The organism is Anoxybacillus sp. P3H1B (assembly GCF_001560855.1).
Classification (GTDB): Bacteria; Bacillota; Bacilli; order Bacillales; family Anoxybacillaceae; genus Anoxybacteroides; species Anoxybacteroides rupiense.
Window position 1 is genome coordinate 81627 of sequence record NZ_LPUG01000010.1, and the last position, 26252, is coordinate 107878.

The window sequence follows — 26252 nt, forward strand, 5'->3', positions numbered from 1 at the left end:
AATGATCTTTTGGCAACTGGAGACAAATCACTGGAAGAGTTTTTGTCACGCGTTCACACGCTACAGAAGCTCAAAGCAACGCTGCTTTCAGAGCTATCTATAGCTCAGGAAACGGTTTATGATTCGATCCAGTGATTGGACGAAAAACGATACGATATCCTAAAAATATTCCATTTCACAAGTGTTAATAATCCGTTATTTTACTAAAAACATGGAATGAATGAGCTAGACGCCAGCGTTCTTGTTCGAGGAGGGCATGCAATCTAGCTTGCCGACTACAGCAGAAAAGCGGGGAACCAAGCAATGTCAATGGGGGGTATTGGATCATCAACACACCTGATTCCATTTATTTAATTTATAGGAAGGAGGTAGAGAGAATTCTGCAAAGTGTGATTTCCATTTTTCTGTTGTTGATGAAATTTTTAGTTATGGGCCTCTATATGGGATCTATTTTTCCGAAAACTGGATTGTTTTTTACATCGTGATAAAAATCTGTATCATAAATGAAAGCAATTTGAAACCTTATGAAAATGTAAGTCTGCTAGAATACTGTGGACGGAAAGAGAATGATGCGTGTTGATGATCAGACTGCTAGAATCGCAAAGGAAACCGATGAAGTTAGGAAAGAGTAAAAAAGAAAAGGTATTTCACTTTTTTCATCTAATATATTAAATAGATATGGGAAAATGACGATAACAGAGAATCAAAGATTCTATTCTGTTCGATAAAATTTTGCTGGCGTAGCAACAAATACTGATTGGATCATTCGTGTTCCGTAAGCTTTTTGTTATCACCTATATCTTGGTGAACATTCGGCTATTGGTATTCGATCAAAGGAATACAAGCGCCATTATATTGCCGTATATTTTCAATATATGATGTGATCGGGAGCCTAAGCATATAAATTGTTGTCATCGTTCATCATCATGCCTCACATGAAGATGATATCGTCTATAAGAATGATAGACAATGAAATATAGAGATCGGGGGATAAGAATGATGTTGGAGAATCAACTGATCAAAAAAACATTTTATGAAACATTTATGACGGCGGGAGAGAAGGATCCCGTTCATTTACTTGGAGAGGCATTTCTTGAAGGATATAAAGACGGTACAGCTGATATCTCGGCCATTCGTTTTGCCCAAGGAGAGGTATATTTTCACAAAAAGGATTATGAAGCGGCGATTTTTAAATGGGAAAATACCCACAACGACTTAGAGCCGTGGGCGAAGAAAAACATTGCTGATTGTTATTATGAGCTTGGACAGCTGTCGATGGCTGAAGAGATTTATAAATCTATTGAAGCAGAAAGCGCCGTTTTGCAAGCAGAGGTGTTGCTGCAGCTGTTTTCATTGTATATCGATCAAAGCAATATGGAGAAAGCGGATCAAATTATTAAACAAGCGGTAGCGTTTCATCCGGATTATGGAGATGTGACCGAAATGGCTCGTAGCTTTTTCGAAAAGCATCGAGATTGGAAAAGCGCAATCGAGTTGGCGGCAAATGAGGCCATTCGGACAGAGTCGCAGCGTTGGTTTGATATGTTAATCGATTATGCAGAACGCGGCTATACAAAGCTTTTCGAGCCATCGTATTTTTTAAAGTGCTTAGCTGTATTGTATGAATTGGATCAAGGAAGATTTGAACAGCTGGCGGAAGCGCTATGGACTCATTATCAAAATGATCGGGCCTATTTTTCATGGCTTCAGGAATTTAATGAGTTATTCTTTCATTTAGGAGCGAACCGCAAGCAATCGTGGAAAAGATTATCCGAACTGTATCAGGATACGTATTTTGAATTAATTAGCGGAGCTTACTTATTAAGAGATGTGGAGAATTTTATCCCTAATCTTTTAACAAACTGGATCAAAATCGCCAATCATTCCTATGTTTTGTTTGCTTCTGCGGCTGTGCTGGCATGGAGTGAGAAATTTCCGAACAGCTTAAATGACGAGATTGTCCGCGAGGCCGAAGATCTTATCTTTCAAGCGAAAAATGAATTTGACGGCTTAGAATACAGCCTTGAATTATTTAATTCCATTATTAGATGGGCGGAGTCGCAGAAGGCAGACCGTGGCTACCGCTATAGATGGCTGATGCAGGAATTGATGGATTTGCAGACATACCGTGTTTTTGTAGCGGGAGCTTCAGGAAACGGCAAATCTGCGTTTGTCAATTCACTTCTTGGCGAAAATATTTTAACGGCTCCGACCTCTTCTATTATTGTCTTTAGAGGAGGAGAAGAAACGGAGATTCGAAAGGTATCAGATGATGAGTTAATTACTTTAAACTTTCACGAGTTTCAGGAAGCGATTGATAGACGACTGAACAAGCAAATGAACAGCTCCATTATGGAGTTTTCACTGCCAGCGCCTATTTTACAAGAGAATCGCCTGGCGCTTATTGATACACCTGGATTTAATCATCGAAGCCGACTGGAAGAAGCGGTAGAAAACTATTTGCACTTAGCGGATAGCGTTTTATTTGTATTGGATGTGAATGATCCGTTTACTGAAAATGAACAAGAAATTCTTATGTATATTCGGGAGTGCGCGCCGCATCTTCCTGTGCATTTTCTAGTAAACAAAATGGATGAAATTTATGATGAGCATGAAGCAGCTGCCATTTTAGAGGAGACACGCTCAAGGGTGCAGGCTTATTTTCCGAACGCAAAGGTATTGGCCTATTCCTCTTATTTAAGAAGCCGGAAGCAGCAGCATGAGATTCACGAATTTTTTAGAAGCCTGAACCATGGCGTTACAGAAGCGGACAGGGTCGAAAAGATGCTAATATTTACCCGACAGTTTATTCATCATTTATTGAGTAAATGGACGGAAATGGAGGAAAAATTAGCGGACTCCATTCGCTGGAATGAAGAGATGGTGGCAAAGCTAAGCGGTGCGATCAATCAGTTGGCGGATTTAAAAAATGAAAAAGTGCGGACGATTACAAGGACCTTCGATAAAGTATTAGCGGAAGTCAAGGAAGATTTAACGGAGAAGATTCCGGAGATTTTGCGCGGATGCTCTGAGATGATTCAAGAAGACAGCGATTTCCGCAGCATTCATTTAGAATTAAATGATGAAATGAATCGAAGAATCGACGCTCATGTACATGAACGCGTGTTGCCGAAGCTGTATCGTTTGTTGCAAGATTGGATTGACACAGCGAATGATGAACTGAACGATTGCCAAGCGTTCCTCCATGAAATGGGCGAAGGATTTAATAAACTGTTTGGTGAAGAACGGCTTCAGCTGCTATGCGATTTTAGAGTGCTTGATGACTGGCAGCGTGATGCTGATCGAATGACGAGCAGTGTAGAGCTGGAAAAAGTGAATATTTTTCTGCGCCGTACCCCATATCAAATATTATTGAAAGGCGCCGGAAAATTGTTTGGAGTATTCCAGCAAAATAATCTCATGTTATATAATAGATATAAACAATTTGTTGAAAATGAGGATTATATCGATGTGACAGAATCCATTATCAAGCAGCTGCTTCTGCAGTTCGAGCTGTTTGAAAAAACGCTTGAGCGCGATATTTCTATTTTCTTCCGTAAATCGTTTGCTGCGCTCAATCAGACAGTGGATGAAATGAAAACAGAGATTTATAAAAAAGAAAAAGATTTAGAAAAGATGAAAACAAATCCAGAAATGTATCATGATCCGCTCACGTTATTTGCTGTCAAGCTGCGCCAGTATGAATGGATGGTCGTATCAGCAAACAGGGGCTTTTCAAGCGTAACCAAGTCGAGCTAAAACAACTGGATGATTGTGTCTGATTCCAATCGTCGATTCTCAGCAAGGGAATCGACGATTTATTATTTTAAACAAAATATTATATTTATACATTTTTATAGATAATACAATTGATTCTTTTTAATATTTTTGAGTTTAAGATAGCATTGTTCGCTGCCTAAACGTAAAAAACAATTCAAATTCCATGATGATGAAAAGAATGTGTCAAGTCGCATCCAGAATATACTGATTAAAGTATATTTTCTGAAATATTATTTTGACAGTGATAATAGAAAAGAGTATAATTTTTATATAATTTAAAAAATCTGAAAAAACTATTAATTCAGATTGATTTTTGTTGGAGATGGCAAAAAGAGAGGGTGTTCAGCCAAAAAACTAACGAATTAAAGGAGGGCTATTGGCATGGAAAATCGACAGCAATGGGGGACACGCGCTGGATTTATTTTAGCTGCTGCAGGATCTGCTATTGGATTGGGGAATATTTGGAGATTTCCTGCTGTTGCTTACGAAAATGGTGGCGGAGCGTTTTTTCTTCCCTATCTATTCGCTCTACTGACAGCAGGGATTCCTATTCTTGTTCTAGAGTTTACGATTGGTCATAAGTATCGCGGTTCTGCGCCTTTATCTTTTTTAAGAATCAACAAAAAGGCCGAATGGATTGGTTGGTGGCAAGTACTCATTTCTTTTGTTATTTCTACGTATTATGCAGTGATCATCGCTTGGGCGATGTCCTATACTGTGTTTTCATTTAATTTAAAATGGGGAAGCGATACGGAGAAATTCTTATTTGGAGACTATTTGAAGCTTGTGGGGACCCCAGGACAGTTTGGCGGAATTGTTCCAGGTGTTTTTATTCCATTAATTCTTGTTTGGGCGGTTACGCTTATCGTTTTATTTAATGGAGTTAAGAAGGGGATTGAAACAGCAAATAAGATTTTTCTTCCCACATTAGTCGTGTTATTTTTAATTATTGTCATTCGAGCAGTGACATTGGATGGAGCAGCAACAGGGCTAAATACATTTTTCAAGCCAAACTGGGATCGAATTATGGATGGGAAAGTTTGGATCGCTGCTTACAGCCAAATTTTCTTTAGTTTATCTATTGCATTTGCCATTATGATTACTTATTCAAGCTATCTTCCAAAGAAGTCAGATTTGACAAACAATGCTTTTATTACAGGATTTGCCAACTCCAGCTTTGAGTTGCTGGCAGGAATCGGAGTCTTTAGTGTGTTGGGCTTCTTAGCACAGCAGCAAGGAAAAACTGTGGAAGAGGTCGTTTCTGGCGGCGTCGGTCTGGCGTTTGTTGTCTTCCCGCAAATTATCAATGAGTTTCCGGCATTTAATCAGTTTTTTGGCGTTCTATTCTTTTTATCATTAACATTAGCAGGATTAACTTCGCTGATTTCGATTTCAGAAACGTATGTGGCAGGAATTCAAGAAAAGTTTGGCGTTTCCCGTCATAAAGCAGTAGCGATAGGCGGGGGCTTGGCCGCTATTTTGTCGATTTTGTTTGCTTCTAAAGGCGGGCTTTATTTCCTTGATACAATTGACTACTTTATTAATACTTTCGGGGTTGCCTTAGCAGGATTGGTTGAGGTCATTTTCATTGCATGGATTGTGCGTGAACTGAATCATTTGCAAACGCATGCTAACGCTATTTCAGATATTATGTTAGGAGCTTGGTGGAAAATTTGCTTAAGTGTCATTACACCGCTTGTGCTAGGCTACATGATGTTTGATAATATTCGAACGAACATTGCGGAAGACTATGGCGGTTATGAAACTTGGTTTGTGACAGTGTTTGGTTGGATTGTTGCGGCTCTGGTCGTACTTGTTGGATGGATGTTTTCAGCAAAACGGTGGCCTGCAGGGGCAACATCTAAAGTAGACTAGGGAGGAGGTTTCAATACATGGAAACAAGTGCCATAGTCATGATGATCGTGGGAATTGTAGTGATTTGGGGAGGACTTGCAGCAAGCATTACGCATGCTGTAAAAAAAGCAAGAGAAAGTAAAGCTTGAAACGTCATTATATATGTTTTAAAGGACAGGGAGAAAAACGCTCTCTGTCCTTTTTGCTTTGTATAGAAGCGATCGCGGACAGCAAAAGCTTTAGATAAGGAAGAGATTATTTCTATGGATGTATATCGTTGAGTAGATCGAAAATGGCTCGTTATCTTTTGTTTCTTTTGTATTCGGAATGATATAAATCATCTACCCTTTTAGCGGAATACCATTGTCCCAAAAACAGGGAAAGAAACATAAACACGGCTCCAACAGCTAACCCTGTCCGATAATAGCCTAAAAAGAACAATAAAAATGAACCGACAAGTGCTGAAATCATAATCACTAATAACCAATTTTTTATTTTTTCTTTGACGTCGGGCTTCATCCTTTTTCACCTCCGTTTTTTTCTTATCTTTCCCTTATGTATGCAGTACGTTTCAGTGCTTGGCAAGGATTCATCTTCTATTCGTACGATTTGATGCTGGGGTGGTTCTGTATAAGGCCAAAAGATTCAATATTATTTTATCACAAGTGTTGATGAGCCATTCGCTTGCCGACTACGACAGAAAGGCTAGGAATCAAGCAATGTCAATAGGTTTTTACTGGATCATCAACACCCCTGTTATTTTACATATAAATCCAGCTACAATTCTAGCTACGGAGAAATCTATCATTTAGATAGATTAGCGTTCCGGTCATCAGCATAGGGCTTCTTTTTATTACCTTGAAATATTGAATCATGGAGGAAAAAGATAGAGGAATAGGAGAGGACAAGCGATCAAGAAGCAGGACTAAAACGCAAATGCTAGATTGTTGACAAACGACCTTCATATAAACATCTTTTGTTCCGTTTGCATCCTCACTCGGCTGTGGTGCTTATCTGTCAACCGTTTTGAAAGCATCAATAGACAAAGTCAGCATTGACTTTGTCTATAACTTATTCTCCTCATGCTCATCAGTGATGAACATGAGGAGAGTGCGCCTTTACTTATGGAGTCAGGGAAAACATGTGTTCATTTGTAGCGTTGATCAGCTTCTCTTTCATTTGACAAGTCATCATCAGGAAGAACGGTTTTTGCAATGGTCTGATCGAGAGCTTCAAAATCGTAATAATGAATGACATCATATAATTCTTTGCGTGATTGCATCTGGTCAAGCTCGTTTTTTTGCGTGCCGGTTGTTAAAATCGCTTCATATACTCGCTCATACGCTTTTGCAGCAACCCGAAGCGAAGTGACCGGATAAATGACCATAGAATAGCCGAGAGATGCAAATTCTTCAGCAGTATAATATGGAGTTTTTCCGAATTCTGTCATATTTGCGAGCAGCGGAATCGAGATGGCTTGTTTCATCTTAGCGAAATCGTCTTTGCTTGTTAATGCTTCTGGAAAAATGGCATCTGCGCCTGCTTCCGCATATCGGCGTGTCCGCTCAATCGTTTGCTCAATTCCTTCGACGGCATACGCATCGGTGCGAGCCACGACCACAAGTGAAGGGGCTACTTCCTTCAACACTTTAATTTTTTGTACCATCTCTTCTGGAGAAACGAGCTTCTTACCATTCAAATGGCCGCATTTTTTTGGCAGTTCCTGATCTTCGATTTGCACGGCAGCCACACGTGCTTCCACCATTTCTTTTGCTGTGCGTGCCGTGTTAAGAATGCCGCCAAACCCTGTATCAATATCCACTAGCAACGGCAAATTGGTCGCACGAACTAGCTCTCGTGCTCGCTGTGCCACTTCTTCTGAAGTAATAATGCCTAAATCAGGAAGCCCACGGCTGGCGGTAAACGCTGCTCCTGATAAATAAAGAGCTTGAAAGCCGACTTTTCTGGCAATAAGGGCCGCCATTCCGTCATGAGCGCCTGGAATTTGCAAAATTTCCGGGGCGTTCATTAAATAGCGAAATCGTTCGGCAAGTTCGTGTTGTGTTGATTCACGTTCGACAATCCAAACCAAAGGAGCTCCCTCCCTTTCCAATGAATTTTTCAAGGCATAAGCATTCATTTTCTCCTAGCTTCAAGAGAAACCTGCTTTAGTATTTTTAAATGATTAAATGACAAATAAATCGACAAATTCATGTACAGGGGTAGCTGCGAGCCGGTCTTGATCGAGAGAAATGTCTAAGATGCGGTCAATCTGTTTTTTTGGAAAACGTGTTTCAAGGTTTTTCGTGTATTTTTCTAATAACTTAGGGATTGCTTCCTGGCGGCGGAAACGATGTCCGATCGGATATTCGCGGACGATTTGCCTTGTTTCGCTGCCATTCTGAAAGCGAATTTGTACGGCGTTAGCAATCGAACGCTTTTCTGGATCAAGATAGTCACGGCTGTATTGTTTATTTTCGATAACGGTCATTTTCTCGCGAAGCGCATCGATTCTTGGATCTTTCGCGATTTCGTCTTCATAGTGATCAGCCGTTAAATCTCCGTAGATAAGACCGACCGCTGTGATGTATTGAAGGCAATGGTCGCGATCGGCAGGATTATGCAATGGCCCGGTTTTATCAATAATGCGGATGGCTGATTCATGGGTTGTAATGATAATCTCCTCAATTTCGTCCAGGCGATCCTTCACTTCAGGATGGAGCTCAATGGCGCACTCGACTGCTGTTTGGGCATGGAACTCAGCAGGATAAGAAATTTTGAAAAGAACATTCTCCATTACATATGATCCAAGAGAACGAGCAAGCTTCAACTTTTGCCCTTTGAATAGCACATCTTCAAATCCCCAATTTGGTGCGGAAAGAGCAGTTGGATATCCCATTTCACCTGTTAAAGACATGAGTGCAAGACGAACAGCTCGACTTGTTGCATCTCCAGCAGCCCACGATTTTCGCCATCCTGTATTTGGGGCGTGACGATATGTACGCAGGCTGGAGTTATCGAGCCAAGCATTCGATAGGGCATTGATTATTTCTTCGCGTCCCCCGCCGAAAAGCTTGGTGACAACAGCTGTCGACGCCACTTTAACGAAGAGTACATGGTCTAATCCTACGCGATTTAAACTATTTTCCAGTGCAAGCACTCCTTGAATTTCATGGGCCTGAATCATCGCTTTCAGCACATCGCTCATGTTCAGCGGCTTTTTTGCTTGCGAAATATTGCGGCGGCTTACGTAATCAGCAGCGGCTAAGATGCCCCCGAGATTATCAGAAGGGTGTCCCCATTCCGCAGCTAGCCATGTATCATTATAGTCAAGCCAGCGAATCATGCAGCCGATATTAAATGCACCTTGGACGGGATCAAGAACAAAAGAAGTTCCGGGAATGCGGCAGCCGTTAGGAACGACGGTCCCTGGCACAATGGGGCCTAACAGTTTTGTGCATTCCGGATAGCGGAGTGCAAGAATGCCGCAGCCTAACGTGTCCAATAGGACATAGCGAGCTGTTTCGAATGCTTCATGACTTTCGATTTTTCCGTTAAGAACATAATCCGCAATTTGAACAAGCAATTCGTCTGTTTGTTGTTTTTCATTATTTTTTATTAAAACTTCACTCATGAATCTCTTCCTTTCTAGACTCCATTTATATTATGATAAAAAGAAGAGGAATTGCTGGCCCCAATTCCTCTTCGGGTGAGCGTTTAATCTGCTTTTTCAGTTCACTTGCAGGTGGCGCTCTCCGACATATTTGACGCGAGGGCGGTATAGCCGGTTATTGTTATGCTGTTCAATCACGTGGGCGCAAAGGCCGGCGGTTCGGGCACTAAAGAAAATCGGTGTGTAAAGCTCAATTGGAATACCAAGCAAATAATAGACAGGAGCAGCATAGTAATCTAGATTTGGATAGAGTCCTTTTTCTTCTCTCATAATTGTTTCTCCCGCCTCGCACATTTCGAGCAGAGTCGTGTCGCCGCGGACTTCGCTAAGCTCTTGAAGCGCCTTTTTCATAAGCAAGGCTCGTGGATCCATCTTTTTCATGTATACGCGATGACCAAATCCCATAATTCGTTCCTTATTGGCTAGCTTTTGATAGAGCAGCTGTTTGTATTTTTCTGGCGATTCCGCTTCTTTGAGCATATACATAACGGCCTCGTTGGCTCCTCCATGAAGATGCCCCTTTAACGATGACACAGCCCCTGTCAATGCTCCGTACAAATCGGCGTGGGTGGAGGAAATGACCCGCGCTGTAAATGTCGAGTTTGGCAGCTCATGTTCAATATAAGCGATGAGCGAACGGTCAAATATTTTCACTTCCAGCTCGCTTGGTTGCTTCCCTGTCAGCATATATAGAAAATTGGCGCTGTAAGAGAGTTCTTGGTGCGATGGAACGACTGGCTGGTTATGCAACAAGCGATGGCTGCTTGCAATAATGGCAGGTACTTGAGCCAAAAGCTTAATCGCTTTTTCTTTATTAGCCGCTTCTGTTCGTTCATCGAGATGTGGGTCAAAGCTGGCTAAAACGGAAATACCGGTTCGCAGTGCATCCATCGGATGGGTAGTTTGCGGCAGCTGCTTCAAAATTTTCACCAGTTCTTGCGGCAGTGTTCTTTGTGTGTGAAGCTGCATTTCAAAGCGCTCTTTTTCTGGCTGTGACGGTAGTTTTCCTTCAATAAGCAGATGTGCTGCCTCGGTATATGTTTTGGTTTCTACAAGCTTGATCAGATCATATCCCCGGATGACGATTTCTTCATTCTCCACATCAAGAAATGAAATTTTCGTTTCAGCCGCTATGATTTCTTCTAATCCTGGACGAAATTCCAAAAAGATCCCTCCTTAATTTAAAATCATTTGCTTTCGTCGGCCGACTCCTTGCTGAAAACAAGTTCTTGTCGTATTTCTTGATATGCTTGCTGCAAATTAGCACGGCATGATGGCTGTTCTGACAAAGGGAGGCGGACGGCAATTTCCGATTGATAATGATCGTACAGATCCATTAAAGAAACGGGTGGATGTATTGTAAAATTGTTCATGACCGTTTGCTTAAACGCTTCCAAAAAATATTGCTTTGTTCCGAATGTGTTGTGCATGATGTCTGTCCTTTCGTTCTCAAGTTCCAATACGATTCGAATGATGGACATGCGCTTGAAGCAAATAAAAAAAGCATCTTCGCAAATGAAGATGCTGAAAAAGCGCATACGATCCCCTATGAAAAACATATACAAAAAAACATATGTTTTTTCCGCTTCCTCAACACCCCCTATCCTCGTAGGTTTTTGGTGTGGACCGAATCAGGCAGGTCTCCTGGCTTATGTTCATCGCTTCCTAGCCCCTTCCCGTTGATATGTCAAGCATTCAACAGTGGTTTTGGCAGGTTGCTCCCATTTACAGTTGCGGGACAGCGTCGGATTTGCACCGAACTTCCCTTTTAAACCGGTCAAGCGCTCTTTTGCTTACCGATACCTGATCCTAACCAAAGTTATTCAATTTTCAAGTTCACTATATCATATTTTTTCTGAGACGAAAACAAAAAAATTCTTAACTTTCTAACAGGTGGCCTGGGCTGCTTCCGACAGTGTTCGATCATGAAAGTTATCTAGATATAACTTAAGGATGAAAAATGAGAAGGTGATGCTCCGATTTCGACGGTTGAGCATTCGAACAACACGGTCTACAGCTTATTGGTTGATACTTGTTACGCTTTGAAACTGGAATGCTCTTTTTGAATGGTTAATCTTAATAAAAGCGATCGACTTCTGTCGAAATTAGATTTGCGCCATGAATCAGAAGACTTAATCTCCTTGACAATTTTTTCGAAGAATGATAGGGTTATTGTAAAATTTTTCTGATACTTCATGACAGGCTTAGAATGGAGGTTTGAAGCGTTTTTTTCTTGGCGAACAAGAAAATAAATGTGGGAACAGGTTCCAAAGGTGAGTCAAGACTAAATGGCCCAGTCCAAGGCTCCCTGCGGATGAAAAGGGAAGACCGGTGAGATTCCGGCACGGTCCCGCCACTGTAATAGAGGAGCTTTCCGCTTTACTGCCACTGATCAAAGATTGGGAAGGCGAGCGGAAAGCAATGATCCTTAAGTCAGGAGACCTGCCTGTTCTGACAACACTGCTTTTACCTACGGAGGATAGGGAGGTGTTCATCATGGACAAAGGGATTAATCCTTTTTTATGGCATTTCTAGCTTCCGTTGGAGCGTTAGGAATGCTTTTTTATTATTCGGAAAAAGAAATATGACGTCAAATCGCGGTGAATGCGGGGAGATGTGAGGAGAAGAGCAACTCAGCTGGAAGGATGAACGGGAAACCGAGCCATCGAATGGACAACATAGATTTCCTATCAGGCAAGTCCCGCCTAAAGATCAGGTAGAGAGTGGAAAAACGATAAAAATAAAATGATAGGAGAGAGTGAGGAAATGAAATCAAGCAATCTTGGCTATCCACGTATTGGGGAAAAACGAGAGTGGAAAAAAGCATTAGAATCTTTCTGGAATGGAGAGATAGACGAAAAAATTTTTTTGGACACGATGCAGTCCATTCGTCTAAACCATATCAAAAAGCAGCGGGAAATAGGGATTGATCTTGTGCCGGTTGGCGACTTTACCCTTTATGATCATATGCTTGATACAGCGGCTATGTTTGGTTTCATTCCTGAACGTTTCGATTATCAGGGGGGAGAGGTTCCTCTCTCAGTTTATTTCGCGATGGCGCGCGGCAATGAAAAAGCACCAGCATGCGAAATGACGAAATGGTTTAACACCAATTATCATTACATTGTTCCAGAATGGAGCAAGGAACAAAGCTCCCGCCTGCATATAACAGAAAACAAACCATTAAAGGATTTTCGGGAAGCGAAGGAGAAATTAGGAGTTGAAGGAAAGCCTGTTTTGATCGGACCTTATACGTTTATGAAGCTTTCCAAAGGCTATGATGAAAAGCAATTTTCCTATTTTCTATCATTGCTGCTTCCGCTTTATGAGCAAATACTAAAGGAGCTGGAGCGCGAGGGGGTAAAATGGATACAGATTGATGAACCCATTCTTGCTACTTCCTTAACCAAAAAAGAGATGGAGGAATTTGTATCTGTTTATGAGCGGTTGCCTCAAGCTGCTCCTAACTTAAAGATGATGTTGCAGACATACTTTGAGGCAGTAGACTGGTATGAAGAACTAATGAAGCTTCCTGTTAGCGGGATTGGCCTTGATTTTGTTTATGGCCTAGAGAAAAATTTGCGCCATTTATCGAAGAGCGGTTTTCCAGAAGATAAAGTGCTAGCGGCAGGGGTGATTGATGGACGCAATATTTGGCGGACCGACCTGTCGGCAGCCAGCCGTCTCGTGGAAAAAATTTTGCATTCTGTCCCATCTGAACGGTTATGGCTGCAGCCATCAAATAGCTTGCTGCATGTCCCTGTTACGACAACATACGAAAAAACATTGCCTTTGAACTTGCAGCAGATGCTGGCATTTGCTGATGAAAAGCTGGAGGAGCTTGTGTATTTAACAGAACGATTCATCGATGGCGAAGGAAAGCGCGCTCATTATTATGCTCAAAATCAACAAGCGCTTCATTTATGGAAAAAGGATGCTTCAAGATATAATGCGAACGTGCACAAGGAGTGCGAGAACCTAACGAAGGCGCAGCTTGAGAGAGCATCATCCTATTTGGTACGGCAAAAGAAGCAGCAAGAAATAAGCCAGCTTCCAATATTGCCAACGACGACAATTGGCAGTTTTCCACAGACAGCAGAAGTGCGGAAAGCGCGCCAAAAGCTCAAAAAAGGCGAGTGGAGCCAGCCGCAATATGAGCGCTTTATTGAAGCAGAAATTAAGAGATGGATCGATATTCAAGAAAAAATAGGATTAGATGTTTTGGTGCACGGTGAATTTGAAAGAACCGATATGGTCGAGTTTTTCGCCGAAAAATTAGGGGGCTTTGCCTTTACTGAAAATGGATGGGTGCAATCATATGGTTCGCGCTGCGTTCGCCCGCCGATTATATACGGCGATGTCGAATTTTTGCAGCCGATGACGGTTAAGGAAAGTGTATACGCACAATCGTTAACAGAAAAAATAGTTAAAGGAATGCTCACAGGTCCTGTCACTATTTTAAATTGGTCATTTGTTCGTGATGATCTGCCTCGACATAAAGTAGCGGAGCAAATTGCCCTTGCGTTGCGAAACGAAATCAAAGCACTAGAGGAATCAGGAATTTCAGTCATTCAAGTGGATGAGCCCGCTTTGCTTGAGGGACTTCCGCTAAAAGAAGAAAAGAAGCAGGAATATTTAGAGTGGGCTGTACGGATGTTTCGTGTAGCCACTTCCATTGTAAAGGATGAGACGCAAATTCATACTCATATGTGCTATTGTGATTTTTCGTCTTATCTGCCTGTCATCAATCAAATGGATGCAGATGTAATTTCAATTGAAACATCCAGAAGCCATGGTGAAATGATTTCTGTTTTTGAAAAAGAAACATATCCGAAAGGAATTGGATTAGGCGTTTATGATATTCATAGTCCGCGAGTTCCGTCTGTAGCGGAAATGGCGGAAATGATTGAAAGATCTCTGCAAGTCTTGAACCCGGAACAATTTTGGGTCAATCCCGATTGCGGGCTAAAAACGCGGAAAGAACAAGAGACAGTAGCCTCTTTAAAAAATATGGTGGCTGCTGCCAAGTTGGTGCGTGCGAGATTGCTGGAAGAGAAAAAAGAATGGGAGGAAGGAAAACGCTATGACGCAGTCAAAACGAGCAAGTGAGTCACGGACACTATTAACCGATTTAGTGCTCCCATCAGATACGAACCATCATCATACTATTTTTGGCGGAAAAGTTATGGCATATATTGATAAAATTGCTTGTATTGCGGCGATGAGGCATTGCCGGAAGCCAGTGGTGACAGCTTCAAGCGATTCTGTAGATTTTCTTGCTCCGATCAAGGCAGGAGAAGCCATTTATTTAGAGGCCTATGTAACATGGGCCCATCGAACATCAATGGAAGTATTTGTGAAAGTAGAGGCGGAAAATTTATTGACAGGAGAAAGGAGAGTAACAGCTCATGCCTATTTAACATTTGTTGCGTTAGATGAATCAGGAAAACCAACTTCTGTGCCAGCCGTGATCCCAGAAACAGAAGAGGAAAAACAGCAATACAGGGATGCGGAGGAACGGTATATGTTAAGGAAGAAAAGAAAGCAGAGATGGAAAATGTAAGTGAAAAAGGTGTGTCGTTCAGCAGTCAACCGTTTATAGCCTTATATCCCATCTGGATGCACAAAATAGAGCCGATTTCGTTTCGGCTCTATCTTTTTGTTTTATGAAATAAATCTCAGTTTCTGTTATTTATCATTTTCCTCTATATGAGGATAATCATCTTATTGACATGTTAACATTGGCATAGATACGGGGGATGCTTTTTTACAATCTGAAGATTTTTCAAGATACTACATCTTTCAGTTTTACATACTTCATTTCGGGTATATAGGGAGAGAGCGATTTGTCTTGAATTGGAGAAAATAAAAAAATCGATTCACTTTTCATATTATGTATGCTATCATTGAATTGTTTGCATGTTTAGACAAAATATTACTTAATATGACAAAATACAACAAAATCTTAGCATCATGATTTGTATATTCTGTTTAATAGTGTTAGTATAGAAGAGTTAAAGCTTGTATGTTTTATACATCTTATTCTGAAAAACTGAATATAGAAACGGCAAACTACTCGAAAGGGTAGGACGCAAAGCTAAAGGGGCTAAATCTATTGTTCAAATAGACATGCCAGCCAGTTGCCCTTCTTATGGATGAAAGTAATAAAGAAGGTTTTTGTTTTTAACTGGAATAGTATGTAAAAACTGCCCTCTTTTAATTCGATATAGAGGGCAGTTTTATTTCGTTCAGACTAATTTCCATAATAGGTCTAAAGTCAATGGTTCTAACACTAGTGTTGATGATCCATTATTTTGTTTAAAAACAGCATGATACGGCTTAATGTTGCTTTTTTGCTTCTTCCCTCAAGCCATGAACGCCGCCTGTGGACAAATGAATTAGTTCACCGAGTATCCATGGTTCGAAAAGGGCATGCCGTTAGACTTGCTGACTATAGCAGAAAAGCGAGAACGCCAGTACTATTCATTGTTTTTTGGATAATTGACACTAAAGTTTGTTGATCGGCACTCAGTCACGCTTTAACGTGACTGAGGCAAGTCACCGTCTTGCCTCTGACTATGGATGCTGACAGACACCATTCGTTCCATCTTGAAGTTGTATTGATATAGTCGATAGAAGCGTCTTGTTTATGCCGATTTTCTAATCTGGCCCTATCTATGACCGATTCGCTATTTCACTATGAAGGATTATATGATGTCGGCCTGAATGCTGAGAAATTCGTATCTAAACCGTAGGATATTTGTATCCGTATGTTTATACTATGTGCTTTTGTATATTGCAGTGTTCGAATGCAAAATGGAGGGGGAGACTAGTGGCAATAACTACACAATCCGTGAAAAGAATTATCGATGATCATTTATTTACGAATGCGTTCCAACCGATCTATTATCTGCCTGGTCAAAGCATCGTTGGATATGAGAGCTTGTTGCGTTGTCCATTTGTGAAAAGCCCGGATTTACTCTTTCATGATGCACATGAGAACGGTTATTTATACGAACTTGATATGGCTTCCATTACTAATTCTATCAAGTGTTTTGCAGCTTATATCAAGGCTGCCAATACACATGACTTGTTTTTGTCGCTGAATGTGTATCCTTCGACAGTTGCAGCACCAATGTTTCTTGAAACATTGGAACAGCTAGTGCAGGCAGCTTCACTTGCTCATCAGCAAATTATTTTGGAAATTAACGAATCGGAACGAATTCAAAACTTAGATGAAATGCTGCAAAATGTGTATTTACTAAAGAAAAAAGGATTTGTCGTGGCGTTAGATGATTTAGGAAAAGGAGAATATTCGCTTCAAGCGTTGATCGAGATTGAACCGCAGGTAATCAAGCTCGACCGTTATTTTGCAAAGGATTTAGCAAAAAGCCATAAAAAGCAAAGAGCCATCTTATCCACGATGCAATTTTTTAATGAGGGAACAAAAATGATATTGGAAGGAATTGAAACAAAAGAAGACATGCAATGCGCCCAATCATTAGGCATCTATTTTGGTCAAGGGTATTATTTAGCTAAGCCGCAAGAGCTTTGAAAGTGTGGAGAGATGTCTGCGCTTTTCGGCTTATCATGACAATGTAGCTTTAGTAACAAATGTAGCAACGGATTGTTCATGTAAATGAAAATACATCTTGAAGACGGGACAATGGATCCAAAAATTTTCTACCATCAGAGACACTTTTTTAACTTGCCCTCATCACATTTGGTAGAAGGGGAGAATGACGCAAACTTCACATCCATACAACTTTTAACACGCTAGGTTACATCACTATTCATCATCTCGTTTGTCCAATTAGAAAAAACATGGCGTAATCCATGTTCCCATTGTTTGTTGTGGATCGTTTTATAGGTAAAAGAAGCTATACGAGTCTTGGAAAATCAAAATTGAAAATCCATCCTTTTACTTCTTAAGGTACGAGCGTTTTGACGCGTGTGCCATTTTTTAATGAAAATGTAGGCGTATTGGTTAAATGTTCTCATGCAAAGAGAGAGGTGTGTAGGTAAGATAGCTTATGAATGGGTTTTTATGGTCCTATGAAGTCGATGGAGTATGAACAAAAAAACAGGGAGGAAAGTAAGGTTGAATGTAAATGAATTGTTGCAAAGCGTTCAAGAAGCCTATGCTTCTCTCGTTGGACTGCCGATGGTGATTATCGATTCTCAGCAAACATCATTAACCTCTATTTCAAATATCGATCCATTTTCTCAATGCCTGCTTACTTCTGAGAGGGAAGAAATAAAACAAGTGATGCGGCAACGATGGAAATCTTATTTGCAGCTGACCGCTCCGGCCATGATTGATCTAACATTTCAAGGAATAAAGGGATTGGTTGCGCCTGTTGTTGTAGGAGGACAGTCGCAAGCATTAATTTGGGCTGGGCCATTTGTTATACAAAATAGAAAGGCACAAATTAATGAGGCGGAAGAGGGGACAAAACAGAAAAAATTTTCGGCGAACACGCCTGCGCATTCACTGTCCAGCATTCGTTCCAAGCTCTATATGATGGGAAAAATGGCCTCTGTTTGCGCTAAGTTACTCGAAAATGAGCTGCTGAAACAGGAATATCGCAAGCCGGTTAGATTGCTGCAACGTGCTGTGAAATCGAATTCTTTTCCATCGATACCGATCCAAACATATTTACGCATGCTTCAACAGCTCCACCCATCTATTCATATCACAGCTTATGCAAAGCGTATGAACCGTCAGCGTTTTGTGATCCAGAAATTCGTAAGTCAAGAGGAAAAACAAAGCTGGCTGCAACCTGTTTATACGATACATCATCCGATCATCCACCGCCTGATTCAAGAAGGGGAGCCGTTATATTTAGAAAACATATCAGCGAAGCTTAAACTTGGCGATTGGGCCGACCGCAACGAATTAAAAACGCTGTTTGTTTATCCAATTAAGCAAAATGGAATCGTATTGGGAGCCATTTTTGTCGGAAGTAAAGAAAAAATACGATTTTCTAAAGAAATTAAAGAAAAAGGTTATTTGCTTGTGAAATTAATGGAAGCATGCTTATCCTACGAACAGCTGGTATGCACGAAACAACACTTTCTTGGCTTAAAAAAGCTAAATGAACTAAGCGCATCGATGAGCGAAAAAGAACATGGCGATGAAATACTGCAGCTAGCTGTGAATGCCGCGCTTGACTTAATGGATGGCGAGCAAAGTGTCATTGTCCTTCAGCAGTATAATGAGCAAAAAATCATTGCTGATTCTCAAACTTCACACAAAAAAAGCGATTTATCTTATTACCTTGAATATGTAAGGAAGCATTATTTGCACAATCAGCCAATGCACGCTTGTATGGTACCGCGCTCGATCGAAATGGGACGGATGATGGTCATTGAGTGTCCATTTTATATTAACAAGCATGTTCAAGGAGTGTTTGCTATATATGTCACGCAGCCCGAACAGATAGAAGAGAGGGAAGTCTGCCTTGCTTTACTGACAAACATGATGGCCATTCATTTACAAAAGCTGTTCCCATCTTCTGAAGACAAGTCGTTAAGTTTTGATCAAGCGATGTTTTCCCAAGTGCTAACGCCAAGAGAGCTGGATGTACTCAAATATGTTGTAGAAGGGCTAAGCAATCGTGATATTGCGGAACAACTATATATTAGTATACATACGGTTAAAAATCACATCACGAATATTTTTAGAAAATTAGAAGTAAAAGATCGCTCCCAACTCATTGCAAAGGTTTATCAGCTAAATTTTGAAAAAAACATTCTTTAAGATGGAGAGCCACCATATAGTATCTATAAAAGGATTTAGTAAATGTATTGATGAAATGATGTAGCGATGCAAAGAAGTGCATCGGTTTTGTGATTAGAATGAACAGACCAAGGTGACATTTGTCCGATCATAGATTGCAAAAAAATGTCGATTTTTCTTCATGGATGAAAAATAGAGGAGCAGCTTGGCAGCTTCTGTCTATTCTAAAGGAAAAAGGAATCATGTAATAGGTAGTGATGAAGAAAATCAAAGCATGTACAAGCTCCTTTTTTCATAGCAAGATTCACGGGATAACTTGCATATAGCTGACAGGAGGCTTTTTTGTAAAGCGGGGATATGGGGAAATGGCAGATGGTGAATTTTTGAAAATAAGATGAGGCTGGCAAGTACCAGAAGGTCAGAAGGTGAACAAAATGAAAACGTACCGTGTATGTTGGAATTCGTTCGTAGAGGACGGAAGCGTTTTGCAAGGAAGAAGCCTTGTATATGCTCATTCGCCAGAAGAGGCGATAAAACAAGTCATTACAAAAAAAATGAAAGAATATCGTCTGCGCCCGGAATGGATGAGAATTGAATCCGTTTTAGAACTACAAGATTTACATGAAAGCGAAAATGGGACTGACGATTAATCATGAAGAAGAAATGAAACCCATGGTACTAGTGGAGCGTTACATGATCGATATCGATTGGTGATCCGCTTTCGAGAGTCGGGCGATCGAACCACACTGATCCCAAACAAATGAGGGATGTTAAAATGGTTGTAGACAAAGTCCATGTGGACTTTGTCTACAACCTGATTGCTTCTGTTTTTTAAAGGCAGTTTCTAGTTGTTTCGTCTTTGACTTTGACGAATTCCGGAAGCAGCTGCGCGTGCTTCAGCTTCTAAATCTTCATGATCGGCAAGTTCACGTGAATATTCAACATCTAAACCATCCGATTTGAGCTGTTTTGGAACTTGTGGAAGAGATGCTTTGTTTTTGTCGCGTGTGCGTTGTCCTCGAGATCTGCCCATAACAATTGTCCCCTCCATAGCTAGGATGAATCAATCTTGATTCATGTTTAGGATGACACAGCGCGGAAAAAGTATAAGTAGTACATAAATGTTGATGATCCATTATTTTACTAAAAAATACAGGATGGTCTCGTTTCTGCCTTCTTTTCTCAGACAAAAACGCCAGAAGGCCCATTCATTTGCCCGCTGGCGTTCCTAAGCATCAAACGATGTCAAATGGTTGTTATTAGGATCATCAACACAGCTGTCAATAGCAGGATTGGATTAATGACGGGCTTTTTTTGCTGTATAGCCCCCGGCTCGATCAGCCAATTTGAACTCGCGTGAATAGATCACTTCTTGAGCGCTAGACAGGGTGTTTTTTGTTTTTTCGCGTTTTCGTTTCTCATTCATCGTTTTGCCCTCGCTTTACGGCAGTTTTTTCATTGTTACTTTTCCCTATCCGCCTTCATTTTATGCAAAAAAAGGAACTGCTCAGCCAACTGTGAGAGTTCCTCTTTGTCTACGCTTCTTTTCTTTGCTGTTCTTCTTCTAAAAGCAGAGGACAGCGCATCGTATAAAGCGTGTAGTTATCTTTTGAAATTTCGTATAAATGATAGATATCCTTACCTTGGTTGATTTCGTCAAATAAGCTTTTCCTTGTTTCATTTGCTAATGTGACATAAGGGAGTTTTTCGGCTGCTTTTATCGAGCGGACATTCACTTTGCGAATTCTCATAAAAATGGTTTGAATAGAAAGTTCATAAAATAATTCGTTAAAGAATGCCTGCTTTGCTTGTTGATTGTAACCTTGGCCGTGATAAGGCTTGCCTAGCCATGTTCCTAAAAATCCTGCTCCATCTTGAACATCGAACAAGCTAATCGTGCCGATCGGATTGCCCCATTCATCTAAAATGGTCCGCGAAATGAGCTCACCGCGCTCTTCGGCTTCGATGGTTTGTTTAGTAATAAAGAGAAATTCCTCATAGGAATGGGCTTTTTGGCGCACAAAAGGGAAGACCTCAGGGTGCACCATTAGTTCGTAAAGAGCTTGACAATCCTGCAATTCACGTTTTTTTAACATTGCATTTCCCTCCTGTTTTGAGGGCAGCTTACACGTGGGAAACCACCCTCGAAATTTTTTAATGTATTTCAATCAAAAAATTTCGGGGTGGGAATCGAACCCACTAGAACCAGCATCTCGGCTGGTGGCGCACCATTTGCCTTCCCTTGATTTGAAGCGTCATTATCTAATTGTAGGTCCATTTTTCATGTAATGGCTTCCTTCATCATACATGATTATGTGTAAAAAGGAAATAGCTTTTTTGTTAATTTTTTGTGTATATCATTTCCCCATTTACCATGGTGAAAATAGGTTTTGCCAAGTAGTGGAACGGATGGGCATTCCATAGAACAAGATCCGCGTCTTTACCAACCTCTAGGCTGCCGATGCGCTCATCCACTCCTAAATTGCGTGCTGGAAGAATCGTGATTCCTTCGATTGCTTTTTGCTCTTCCAGTCCCTCACGGACAGCGACGGAAGCACAAATATTTAAATATTGAATAGGCGTATAGGGATGATCGGTTGTTATTGACACTTCGACACCGGCATCATGAAGAATTTTATATGTCATCCAGCTTTTATTTGTCAGTTCGATCTTTGAGCGGCGTGTCAAGGTTGGCCCGACCGATACTTTTAATTTTTTCTCACCTAATTCTTTGGCGATAAAGTGTCCTTCTGTGCAATGCTCAATACGTAAATCGAGATGAAACTCTTCTGCGAAGCGGATAGCGGAAATAATGTCATCAGCTCTATGAGCATGAATGCGTACAGGGATTTCTCGTTTGAGTGCACGAACAATTGGGGCCGTGCGCAAATCTTCAGGATGAGTGCAATATTTTGCTTTATAAAAGGTTTCACGAAGCATTCCCATAATGCCCATGCGGGTAATGGATGCTTCGCTGCCATTGCTGTGGATGCGCTTTGGATTTTCCCCGAGCGCAATTTTTAAACCGGCCGTTTCTTTTATTAACATGCGAGAAACGTTTGTTCCATATGTTTTAATAACGGAAGTCGTTCCGCCGATCACATTGGCGCTGCCCGGCATAATGTGAACGGCTGTAATCCCATGAGAAATAGCATCACGGAAGCCGGGATCAAAAGGATAGACGCTATCGATCGCTTGAATATGAGGTGTCATCATTTCGATCGTTTCATTGGCATCGTTTCCTGCCCAGCCTGTTCCTTCGTCATACAAGCCAAGATGTGTATGAACATCAATGAAACCAGGAAATAAATGCTTTCCTCCACAATCAATCACTTCTGTTTGTTCATCAGGACATAATTGATAGCCGATTGCTTTGATTCTTCCATTTTCTATAAGTAAATCTGCCTGATGCATCGTCGCACTTGTGATAGGATGAATCGTTGCATTGGTTAATAATCGTTTTTTCATCGCCAACTCCCTTGTTGTCCGTGTTTGATCTGTTCTTTAAGCACGGGTTTGTGATGAAGAATTCCAAAACTTCAGACGGAGCGATCACTTGAGTGTTATCGCCATCGATAAAGAATCATGGCCGTATAACTAAAAGGCGGAGCAGTTACCTTGTTGACGGCCAGAGGCAATTTGGGACTTGCGTTTATCAAACGGATGTGTAAAAAGATTGAAGATCCATCCATGGATCTCGTCATTCCACTATTGAAAAACGGCAAGAATCTCATATGAAAGAGCCAAATGTTCCAAAGCTATATTCTGATGATAGGAAATAGCTACGACAGTCTTTGCTTATGATTCGCCGTTGTTTTTGAATAGATGGAGCAGTGCCGTGTCAAGAGAAGGAAAAGAAAACGAAAATCCTGATTCTTGTAACTTTTTAGGAATGACTCGTTGACCTTCTAATACGAGGCTGCTCTTTTCTCCTAAAAGCAACCGCAGCATTGGTTCGGAAATAGGCAACCAATGAGGGCGCTTTAGAACGAAAGCTATTGTTTTCCCTAATTCATCCATCGTAACAGGAGACGGTGCTGTTAGATTGACAGGTCCGACAAGCTGTTCATGGGTTAGCATATATTCGATGGCTCGAACAACATCCTCTATATGAATCCATGAGACCCATTGCTTCCCCGATCCGATTGTTCCGCCCATCCAGCAGCGATATGGGAGCGCTATTTTTCCAAGCGCTCCTCCGTTTTTGCCGATAATGATGCCAAAACGAGCAAAAATGGTACGAGTTCCGAGTATTTGGGCCTGACTTGCTTCCTTTTCCCATTTCTTGACGGTTTGCGCAAGAAAATCGTTTCCAATCGTTTCCGTGTTTTCGGTGAATGTATCGGCGAAGGAAGTTCCGTAAATGCCGATCGCGCTAGCGTTAATGAACACACGGGGGAGAGAAGGCAAAAGGCGCATAAAACGAATGATTTCTTTCGTGGAAGATAATCGGCTTTGGACGATTCGCTCTTTTCGTTTTTTTGTCCATCTTCCGCTGTTAATGGACTCTCCGGCCAAGTTAATGATCGCATCAAGTGAGGGAAGCGCGGCTTCTGGGCGGCTTTTAGATGTCATCCATTGTATATAATGGACATTTGGCAACGAAGATGTGGGAGGGGTTCTTCTTGTCAAAATGTATAATTCATGATTCTTTTGCTGTAAGTAATGTGTGAGCGCTTTCCCAACAAAACCGGTTCCTCCAGCAATTGCAATGTTCAATTCATCCACCTCTTTTCTTTTTTACATAGTTCGCTTTATCGATGCTTGATTCCTTTTTTGATATCATAAATGATGGAGGGTTGATCATGCTTATTATTAAAATTGAGGTGCAGCAAGAAAACCGGGAACGTTTGATGATTCATGCACTTAAGGAAAATGGAGAACGCTTCTCGTTTAGTGTGGATCAAAATGTGCTGATTGAGTTTCGGCTGAAAAAAGGAATGGAAGTGGATGAATTTACATTTCAAGAAATAGTATATGCAGATGAAGTGAAAAAAGCATATCAAATAGCGCTTCATTTTCTTTCGTATCGCATGCGTTCTGAACAAGAAGTGGTCAATCATTTAAAGAAAAAAGGGAAAACGGAAGCCGTTATCCGCGACGTGCTACATGAATTAAGGAAACATCAATATGTAAATGACGAAGAGTTTGCGCACGCTTATGTCCAAACACAAATAAAAACCACTTTAAAGGGGCCGGCCGTTATTCGCAGAGAGCTTGAAGGCTTGGGGATTGCAGAAGATCTCATTGAACAGGCCTTGTTGTTATTGACAGAGGATCGCCAGCTAGAAGCCGCCAAAAAGCTATATGAAAAAGCGATGAAACAGACCAAGCATCGTTCTGCTTATGAATGGAAGCAATATATTGAACAGCTATTGCAGCGCAAAGGATTTCCACGATGGATGGCTCAAAAAATAACGGATGAGCATGCACAAGCTCCAGACGAAGCAAAAGAATGGGAGGCGCTTGAGCACCATGCGCGGAAGGCCCATCGTCGTTATCAGGCTTATAATGGTTTGATATATGACCAAAAAATGAAGCAAGCGCTATATCGAAAAGGTTTTTCGCTTGAAAAAATTAATGAAATGCTAAATAAGCTAAAAGAAGAGGAAAATCAATGAAGTAGAAATAAGCCTATGTTTATCTGTGGGGCTCGGTGTGCATGAGATGCAACAGATCTCTCAACATTTGTTTCCACGCGAGCGGTCGACGGTCGGGCGATTAAACACCGACCGTCGAAAAAGATGAGATTCTGCTTTTGAAGCGGCCATCAGTCCCAGCTTCTTATGGCATCTGTAAAAAACGATATGAGCGGGCATTTAAGTCGACTAGAAAACGATGAAAGCCATGGGATGGCGTTGGAAAATTCATTGATTTATCGCAACGCTCTTATGCAGCTTCCCCCTTCATGAATAAAACCAGCTGGAGCGATATATTTTGCTGACGTGATCAGAAGCCAATGTTCCACTGGCATATGAAATGGGGATGTGACGATCACTGATATGGATGGCTATAACAACTTATTCGATTCAATGATCATTTCAGCCTGTCCATTTTCATTTTGAATAATATACTCAGCGATTTGTTCAGGAGGAAGAAGGCGGGAACGGTCTTGAATATGATCGGTTCCTTCCCAAAAAGGCGTGTCCATTCCTCCCATGTATACGGCTGTTATAGAAATAGGAGTGTTCTCAAGCTCTTTAACAAGACTTTCAGTAAATCCGCGAACTGCAAATTTAGTGGCTGCATAAACAGATTCATTTACTTTTCCTCGCAGTCCGGCTGTCGAGATAATATTGATGATTTTTGCTTTAGGCAATGTTTGAAAATAGGGAAGAAAAGCTTTTGTCATATAAATGGTTCCGCAAACATTCGTTTCGATCATTTCATGAATTTGTTCGCATGTGAGGGAAGCGAGAGAACCAAAATGCCCGATCCCAGCGTTATTAATTAGACACCTTATTTTATGCTGCTGGATGATTTGTGCTGATACTTGGCAAACGTCTTCATAGCTTCGGATATCTAATGTGTAAATAAATGCTTGGCCTTCATTTGCTTCAATTTCTTGTTTAACGGCGAAAAGAGGGTGCTCTCGTCTCCCCATTAAAATGATGGGATGCCCTTTCTTAGCGTATTTCAAAGCTAGTTGCTTTCCTAGGCCTGTTCCTGCCCCTGTAATGACGATTGCTTCCATATGCTTATCCTCCGTTGACTGCTGTTCTTTATTCATCGTAGCTTGAATAATGGCTTTATAGCCTATCCGTTCATCCATGTATACAACTTGAAAATCATAACAGGTTTTTATTAGGAGATCAAGATGTCCAAATTATACTATAATGAAAAGCGAGGAGGAATGAAAGATGATGCAAAAACGGTATAGCGAGATGACAGAATATGAGCTGAAGCAAGAAATAGCCGCACTGACGGAAAAGGCGCGCAAAGCAGAACAAATGGGAATGGTGAATGAATTAGCGGTTTATGAGCGGAAAATCGCTATGGCAAAGGCGTATTTATTGAATCCAGAGGATTTTCAGCCCGGAGATATATATAAAATTGATGGAGATCCTGGCTCTTTTTTTAAAATTCGTTATTTAAACGGAGTGTTTGCATGGGGATACCGATTGAATGGCGATGGTGAAGAGGAGGCTTTGCCGATTTCTTTGTTAATGAAGGCGTAACAGCCAGAGATGTGAAAGCTCTCTG

21 protein-coding genes and 3 riboswitches are annotated in these 26252 nt (G+C 41.1%); of the genes, 10 read left to right on the plus strand and 11 right to left on the minus strand.

From position 1 onward, the window contains the following. Positions 1-996: 996 nt before the first annotated feature. The 3 genes from AT864_RS03965 (at position 997) to AT864_RS17440 (ending at position 5783) form a co-directional block, all read left to right on the plus strand. On the plus strand, positions 997-3759 hold the full coding sequence (locus AT864_RS03965; protein WP_066146740.1) for a dynamin family protein: 2763 nt from the start codon (positions 997-999) through the stop codon (positions 3757-3759). 402 nt (positions 3760-4161) lie between these two features. After that, positions 4162-5655 carry a sodium-dependent transporter gene (locus AT864_RS03970; RefSeq protein WP_066146743.1) on the plus strand — a complete coding sequence of 498 codons (1494 nt, stop codon included), beginning with the start codon at positions 4162-4164 and terminating at the stop codon, positions 5653-5655. Between the two features lie 17 nt (positions 5656-5672). After that, complete coding sequence (locus AT864_RS17440) at positions 5673-5783, plus strand: methionine/alanine import family NSS transporter small subunit (RefSeq protein ID WP_082063435.1); 111 nt, start codon at positions 5673-5675, stop codon at positions 5781-5783. Between the two features lie 151 nt (positions 5784-5934). Here AT864_RS17440 and AT864_RS03975 read toward each other — a convergent pair whose 3' ends face one another. The 5 genes from AT864_RS03975 to AT864_RS17845 all read right to left on the minus strand — a co-directional run bounded on the left by AT864_RS03975 (position 5935) and on the right by AT864_RS17845 (position 10737). After that, positions 5935-6153 carry a hypothetical protein gene (locus AT864_RS03975; RefSeq protein WP_044741756.1) on the minus strand — a complete coding sequence of 73 codons (219 nt, stop codon included), beginning with the start codon at positions 6151-6153 and terminating at the stop codon, positions 5935-5937. A 628-nt stretch (positions 6154-6781) separates the two neighbouring features. Next, complete coding sequence (gene prpB, locus AT864_RS03980; protein WP_044741782.1) at positions 6782-7726, minus strand: methylisocitrate lyase; 945 nt, start codon at positions 7724-7726, stop codon at positions 6782-6784. A gap of 93 nt (positions 7727-7819) precedes the next feature. Then, on the minus strand, positions 7820-9268 hold the full coding sequence (locus tag AT864_RS03985) for a bifunctional 2-methylcitrate dehydratase/aconitate hydratase (protein WP_066146747.1): 1449 nt from the start codon (positions 9266-9268) through the stop codon (positions 7820-7822). A gap of 96 nt (positions 9269-9364) precedes the next feature. Continuing rightward, positions 9365-10471, minus strand: coding sequence for a citrate synthase (mmgD, locus tag AT864_RS03990; protein ID WP_082741634.1), 1107 nt, complete (start codon positions 10469-10471; stop codon positions 9365-9367). 23 nt (positions 10472-10494) lie between these two features. Continuing rightward, positions 10495-10737: a hypothetical protein gene (locus tag AT864_RS17845; RefSeq protein WP_156450492.1), complete on the minus strand. Its 243-nt coding sequence runs from the start codon at positions 10735-10737 to the stop codon at positions 10495-10497. A gap of 186 nt (positions 10738-10923) precedes the next feature. After that, a riboswitch (cobalamin riboswitch) is annotated at positions 10924-11129 on the minus strand. 462 nt (positions 11130-11591) lie between these two features. Further along, positions 11592-11772: riboswitch (cobalamin riboswitch) on the plus strand. Positions 11773-12073: 301 nt separating this feature from the next. Between AT864_RS17845 and metE the strand changes: the two genes are divergently transcribed. The 5 genes from metE (at position 12074) to AT864_RS04015 (ending at position 19699) form a co-directional block, all read left to right on the plus strand. Then, entirely contained in the window at positions 12074-14416 is a 2343-nt protein-coding gene (gene metE / locus AT864_RS03995) for a 5-methyltetrahydropteroyltriglutamate--homocysteine S-methyltransferase (protein ID WP_066146755.1), read from the plus strand. Then, positions 14391-14870 carry an acyl-CoA thioesterase gene (locus AT864_RS04000; RefSeq protein ID WP_044741750.1) on the plus strand — a complete coding sequence of 160 codons (480 nt, stop codon included), beginning with the start codon at positions 14391-14393 and terminating at the stop codon, positions 14868-14870. The genes metE and AT864_RS04000 overlap by 26 nt, the downstream gene beginning before the upstream one ends. Before the next feature lie 493 nt (positions 14871-15363). After that, a riboswitch (cyclic di-GMP riboswitch) is annotated at positions 15364-15455 on the plus strand. A gap of 684 nt (positions 15456-16139) precedes the next feature. Next, a complete protein-coding gene (locus AT864_RS04005; RefSeq protein WP_159719342.1) occupies positions 16140-16862 on the plus strand; it encodes an EAL domain-containing protein in 723 nt (240 codons plus the stop codon). Positions 16863-17408: 546 nt separating this feature from the next. Continuing rightward, a complete protein-coding gene (locus AT864_RS18585; RefSeq protein WP_066146761.1) occupies positions 17409-19070 on the plus strand; it encodes a LuxR C-terminal-related transcriptional regulator in 1662 nt (553 codons plus the stop codon). Positions 19071-19474: 404 nt separating this feature from the next. Next, positions 19475-19699 carry a hypothetical protein gene (locus AT864_RS04015; RefSeq protein WP_139788056.1) on the plus strand — a complete coding sequence of 75 codons (225 nt, stop codon included), beginning with the start codon at positions 19475-19477 and terminating at the stop codon, positions 19697-19699. A gap of 194 nt (positions 19700-19893) precedes the next feature. On the opposite strand, the gene AT864_RS04020 is transcribed toward AT864_RS04015, so the two are convergent. The 5 genes from AT864_RS04020 to AT864_RS04035 all read right to left on the minus strand — a co-directional run bounded on the left by AT864_RS04020 (position 19894) and on the right by AT864_RS04035 (position 23768). Then, positions 19894-20082 (minus strand): YfhD family protein, encoded by a 189-nt coding sequence (locus AT864_RS04020; RefSeq protein WP_066146764.1) that lies wholly within the window; start codon positions 20080-20082, stop codon positions 19894-19896. Between the two features lie 264 nt (positions 20083-20346). Beyond that, positions 20347-20475, minus strand: coding sequence for a YfhE family protein (locus tag AT864_RS17445; protein ID WP_080860125.1), 129 nt, complete (start codon positions 20473-20475; stop codon positions 20347-20349). Between the two features lie 109 nt (positions 20476-20584). Next, positions 20585-21145 carry a GNAT family N-acetyltransferase gene (locus AT864_RS04025; RefSeq protein ID WP_044741747.1) on the minus strand — a complete coding sequence of 187 codons (561 nt, stop codon included), beginning with the start codon at positions 21143-21145 and terminating at the stop codon, positions 20585-20587. Positions 21146-21389: 244 nt separating this feature from the next. Next, positions 21390-22517, minus strand: coding sequence for an amidohydrolase (locus tag AT864_RS04030; RefSeq protein WP_066146767.1), 1128 nt, complete (start codon positions 22515-22517; stop codon positions 21390-21392). 330 nt (positions 22518-22847) lie between these two features. Further along, complete coding sequence (locus AT864_RS04035; RefSeq protein ID WP_066146769.1) at positions 22848-23768, minus strand: TIGR01777 family oxidoreductase; 921 nt, start codon at positions 23766-23768, stop codon at positions 22848-22850. 86 nt (positions 23769-23854) lie between these two features. On the opposite strand from AT864_RS04035, the gene recX reads away from it, so the two are divergent. Further along, a complete protein-coding gene (gene recX, locus AT864_RS04040; protein ID WP_275900537.1) occupies positions 23855-24670 on the plus strand; it encodes a recombination regulator RecX in 816 nt (271 codons plus the stop codon). Positions 24671-25059: 389 nt separating this feature from the next. Here recX and AT864_RS04045 read toward each other — a convergent pair whose 3' ends face one another. Continuing rightward, the gene (locus AT864_RS04045) at positions 25060-25743 is read right to left on the minus strand and encodes an SDR family oxidoreductase (RefSeq protein WP_066146831.1); all 684 of its coding nucleotides are present in this window, start codon (positions 25741-25743) and stop codon (positions 25060-25062) included. A 166-nt stretch (positions 25744-25909) separates the two neighbouring features. Between AT864_RS04045 and AT864_RS04050 the strand changes: the two genes are divergently transcribed. After that, a complete protein-coding gene (locus AT864_RS04050; RefSeq protein ID WP_066146773.1) occupies positions 25910-26227 on the plus strand; it encodes a YfhH family protein in 318 nt (105 codons plus the stop codon). Positions 26228-26252 lie beyond the last annotated feature (25 nt).

Coding starts and splice junctions, on each gene's coding strand:
- AT864_RS17445 (WP_080860125.1), bottom strand. CDS start 20,475: ATGAATGAGAAACGAAAACGCGAAAAAACAAAAAACACCCTGTCTAGC.
- AT864_RS03965 (WP_066146740.1), top strand. CDS start 997: ATGATGTTGGAGAATCAACTGATCAAAAAAACATTTTATGAAACATTT.
- AT864_RS17440 (WP_082063435.1), top strand. CDS start 5,673: ATGGAAACAAGTGCCATAGTCATGATGATCGTGGGAATTGTAGTGATT.
- AT864_RS03975 (WP_044741756.1), bottom strand. CDS start 6,153: ATGAAGCCCGACGTCAAAGAAAAAATAAAAAATTGGTTATTAGTGATT.
- AT864_RS17845 (WP_156450492.1), bottom strand. CDS start 10,737: ATGCACAACACATTCGGAACAAAGCAATATTTTTTGGAAGCGTTTAAG.
- AT864_RS04025 (WP_044741747.1), bottom strand. CDS start 21,145: ATGTTAAAAAAACGTGAATTGCAGGATTGTCAAGCTCTTTACGAACTA.
- AT864_RS03985 (WP_066146747.1), bottom strand. CDS start 9,268: ATGAGTGAAGTTTTAATAAAAAATAATGAAAAACAACAAACAGACGAA.
- AT864_RS04030 (WP_066146767.1), bottom strand. CDS start 22,517: ATGAAAAAACGATTATTAACCAATGCAACGATTCATCCTATCACAAGT.
- AT864_RS04000 (WP_044741750.1), top strand. CDS start 14,391: ATGACGCAGTCAAAACGAGCAAGTGAGTCACGGACACTATTAACCGAT.
- AT864_RS03970 (WP_066146743.1), top strand. CDS start 4,162: ATGGAAAATCGACAGCAATGGGGGACACGCGCTGGATTTATTTTAGCT.
- recX (WP_275900537.1), top strand. CDS start 23,855: ATGCTTATTATTAAAATTGAGGTGCAGCAAGAAAACCGGGAACGTTTG.
- AT864_RS04020 (WP_066146764.1), bottom strand. CDS start 20,082: ATGGGCAGATCTCGAGGACAACGCACACGCGACAAAAACAAAGCATCT.
- AT864_RS04045 (WP_066146831.1), bottom strand. CDS start 25,743: ATGGAAGCAATCGTCATTACAGGGGCAGGAACAGGCCTAGGAAAGCAA.
- AT864_RS04050 (WP_066146773.1), top strand. CDS start 25,910: ATGATGCAAAAACGGTATAGCGAGATGACAGAATATGAGCTGAAGCAA.
- metE (WP_066146755.1), top strand. CDS start 12,074: ATGAAATCAAGCAATCTTGGCTATCCACGTATTGGGGAAAAACGAGAG.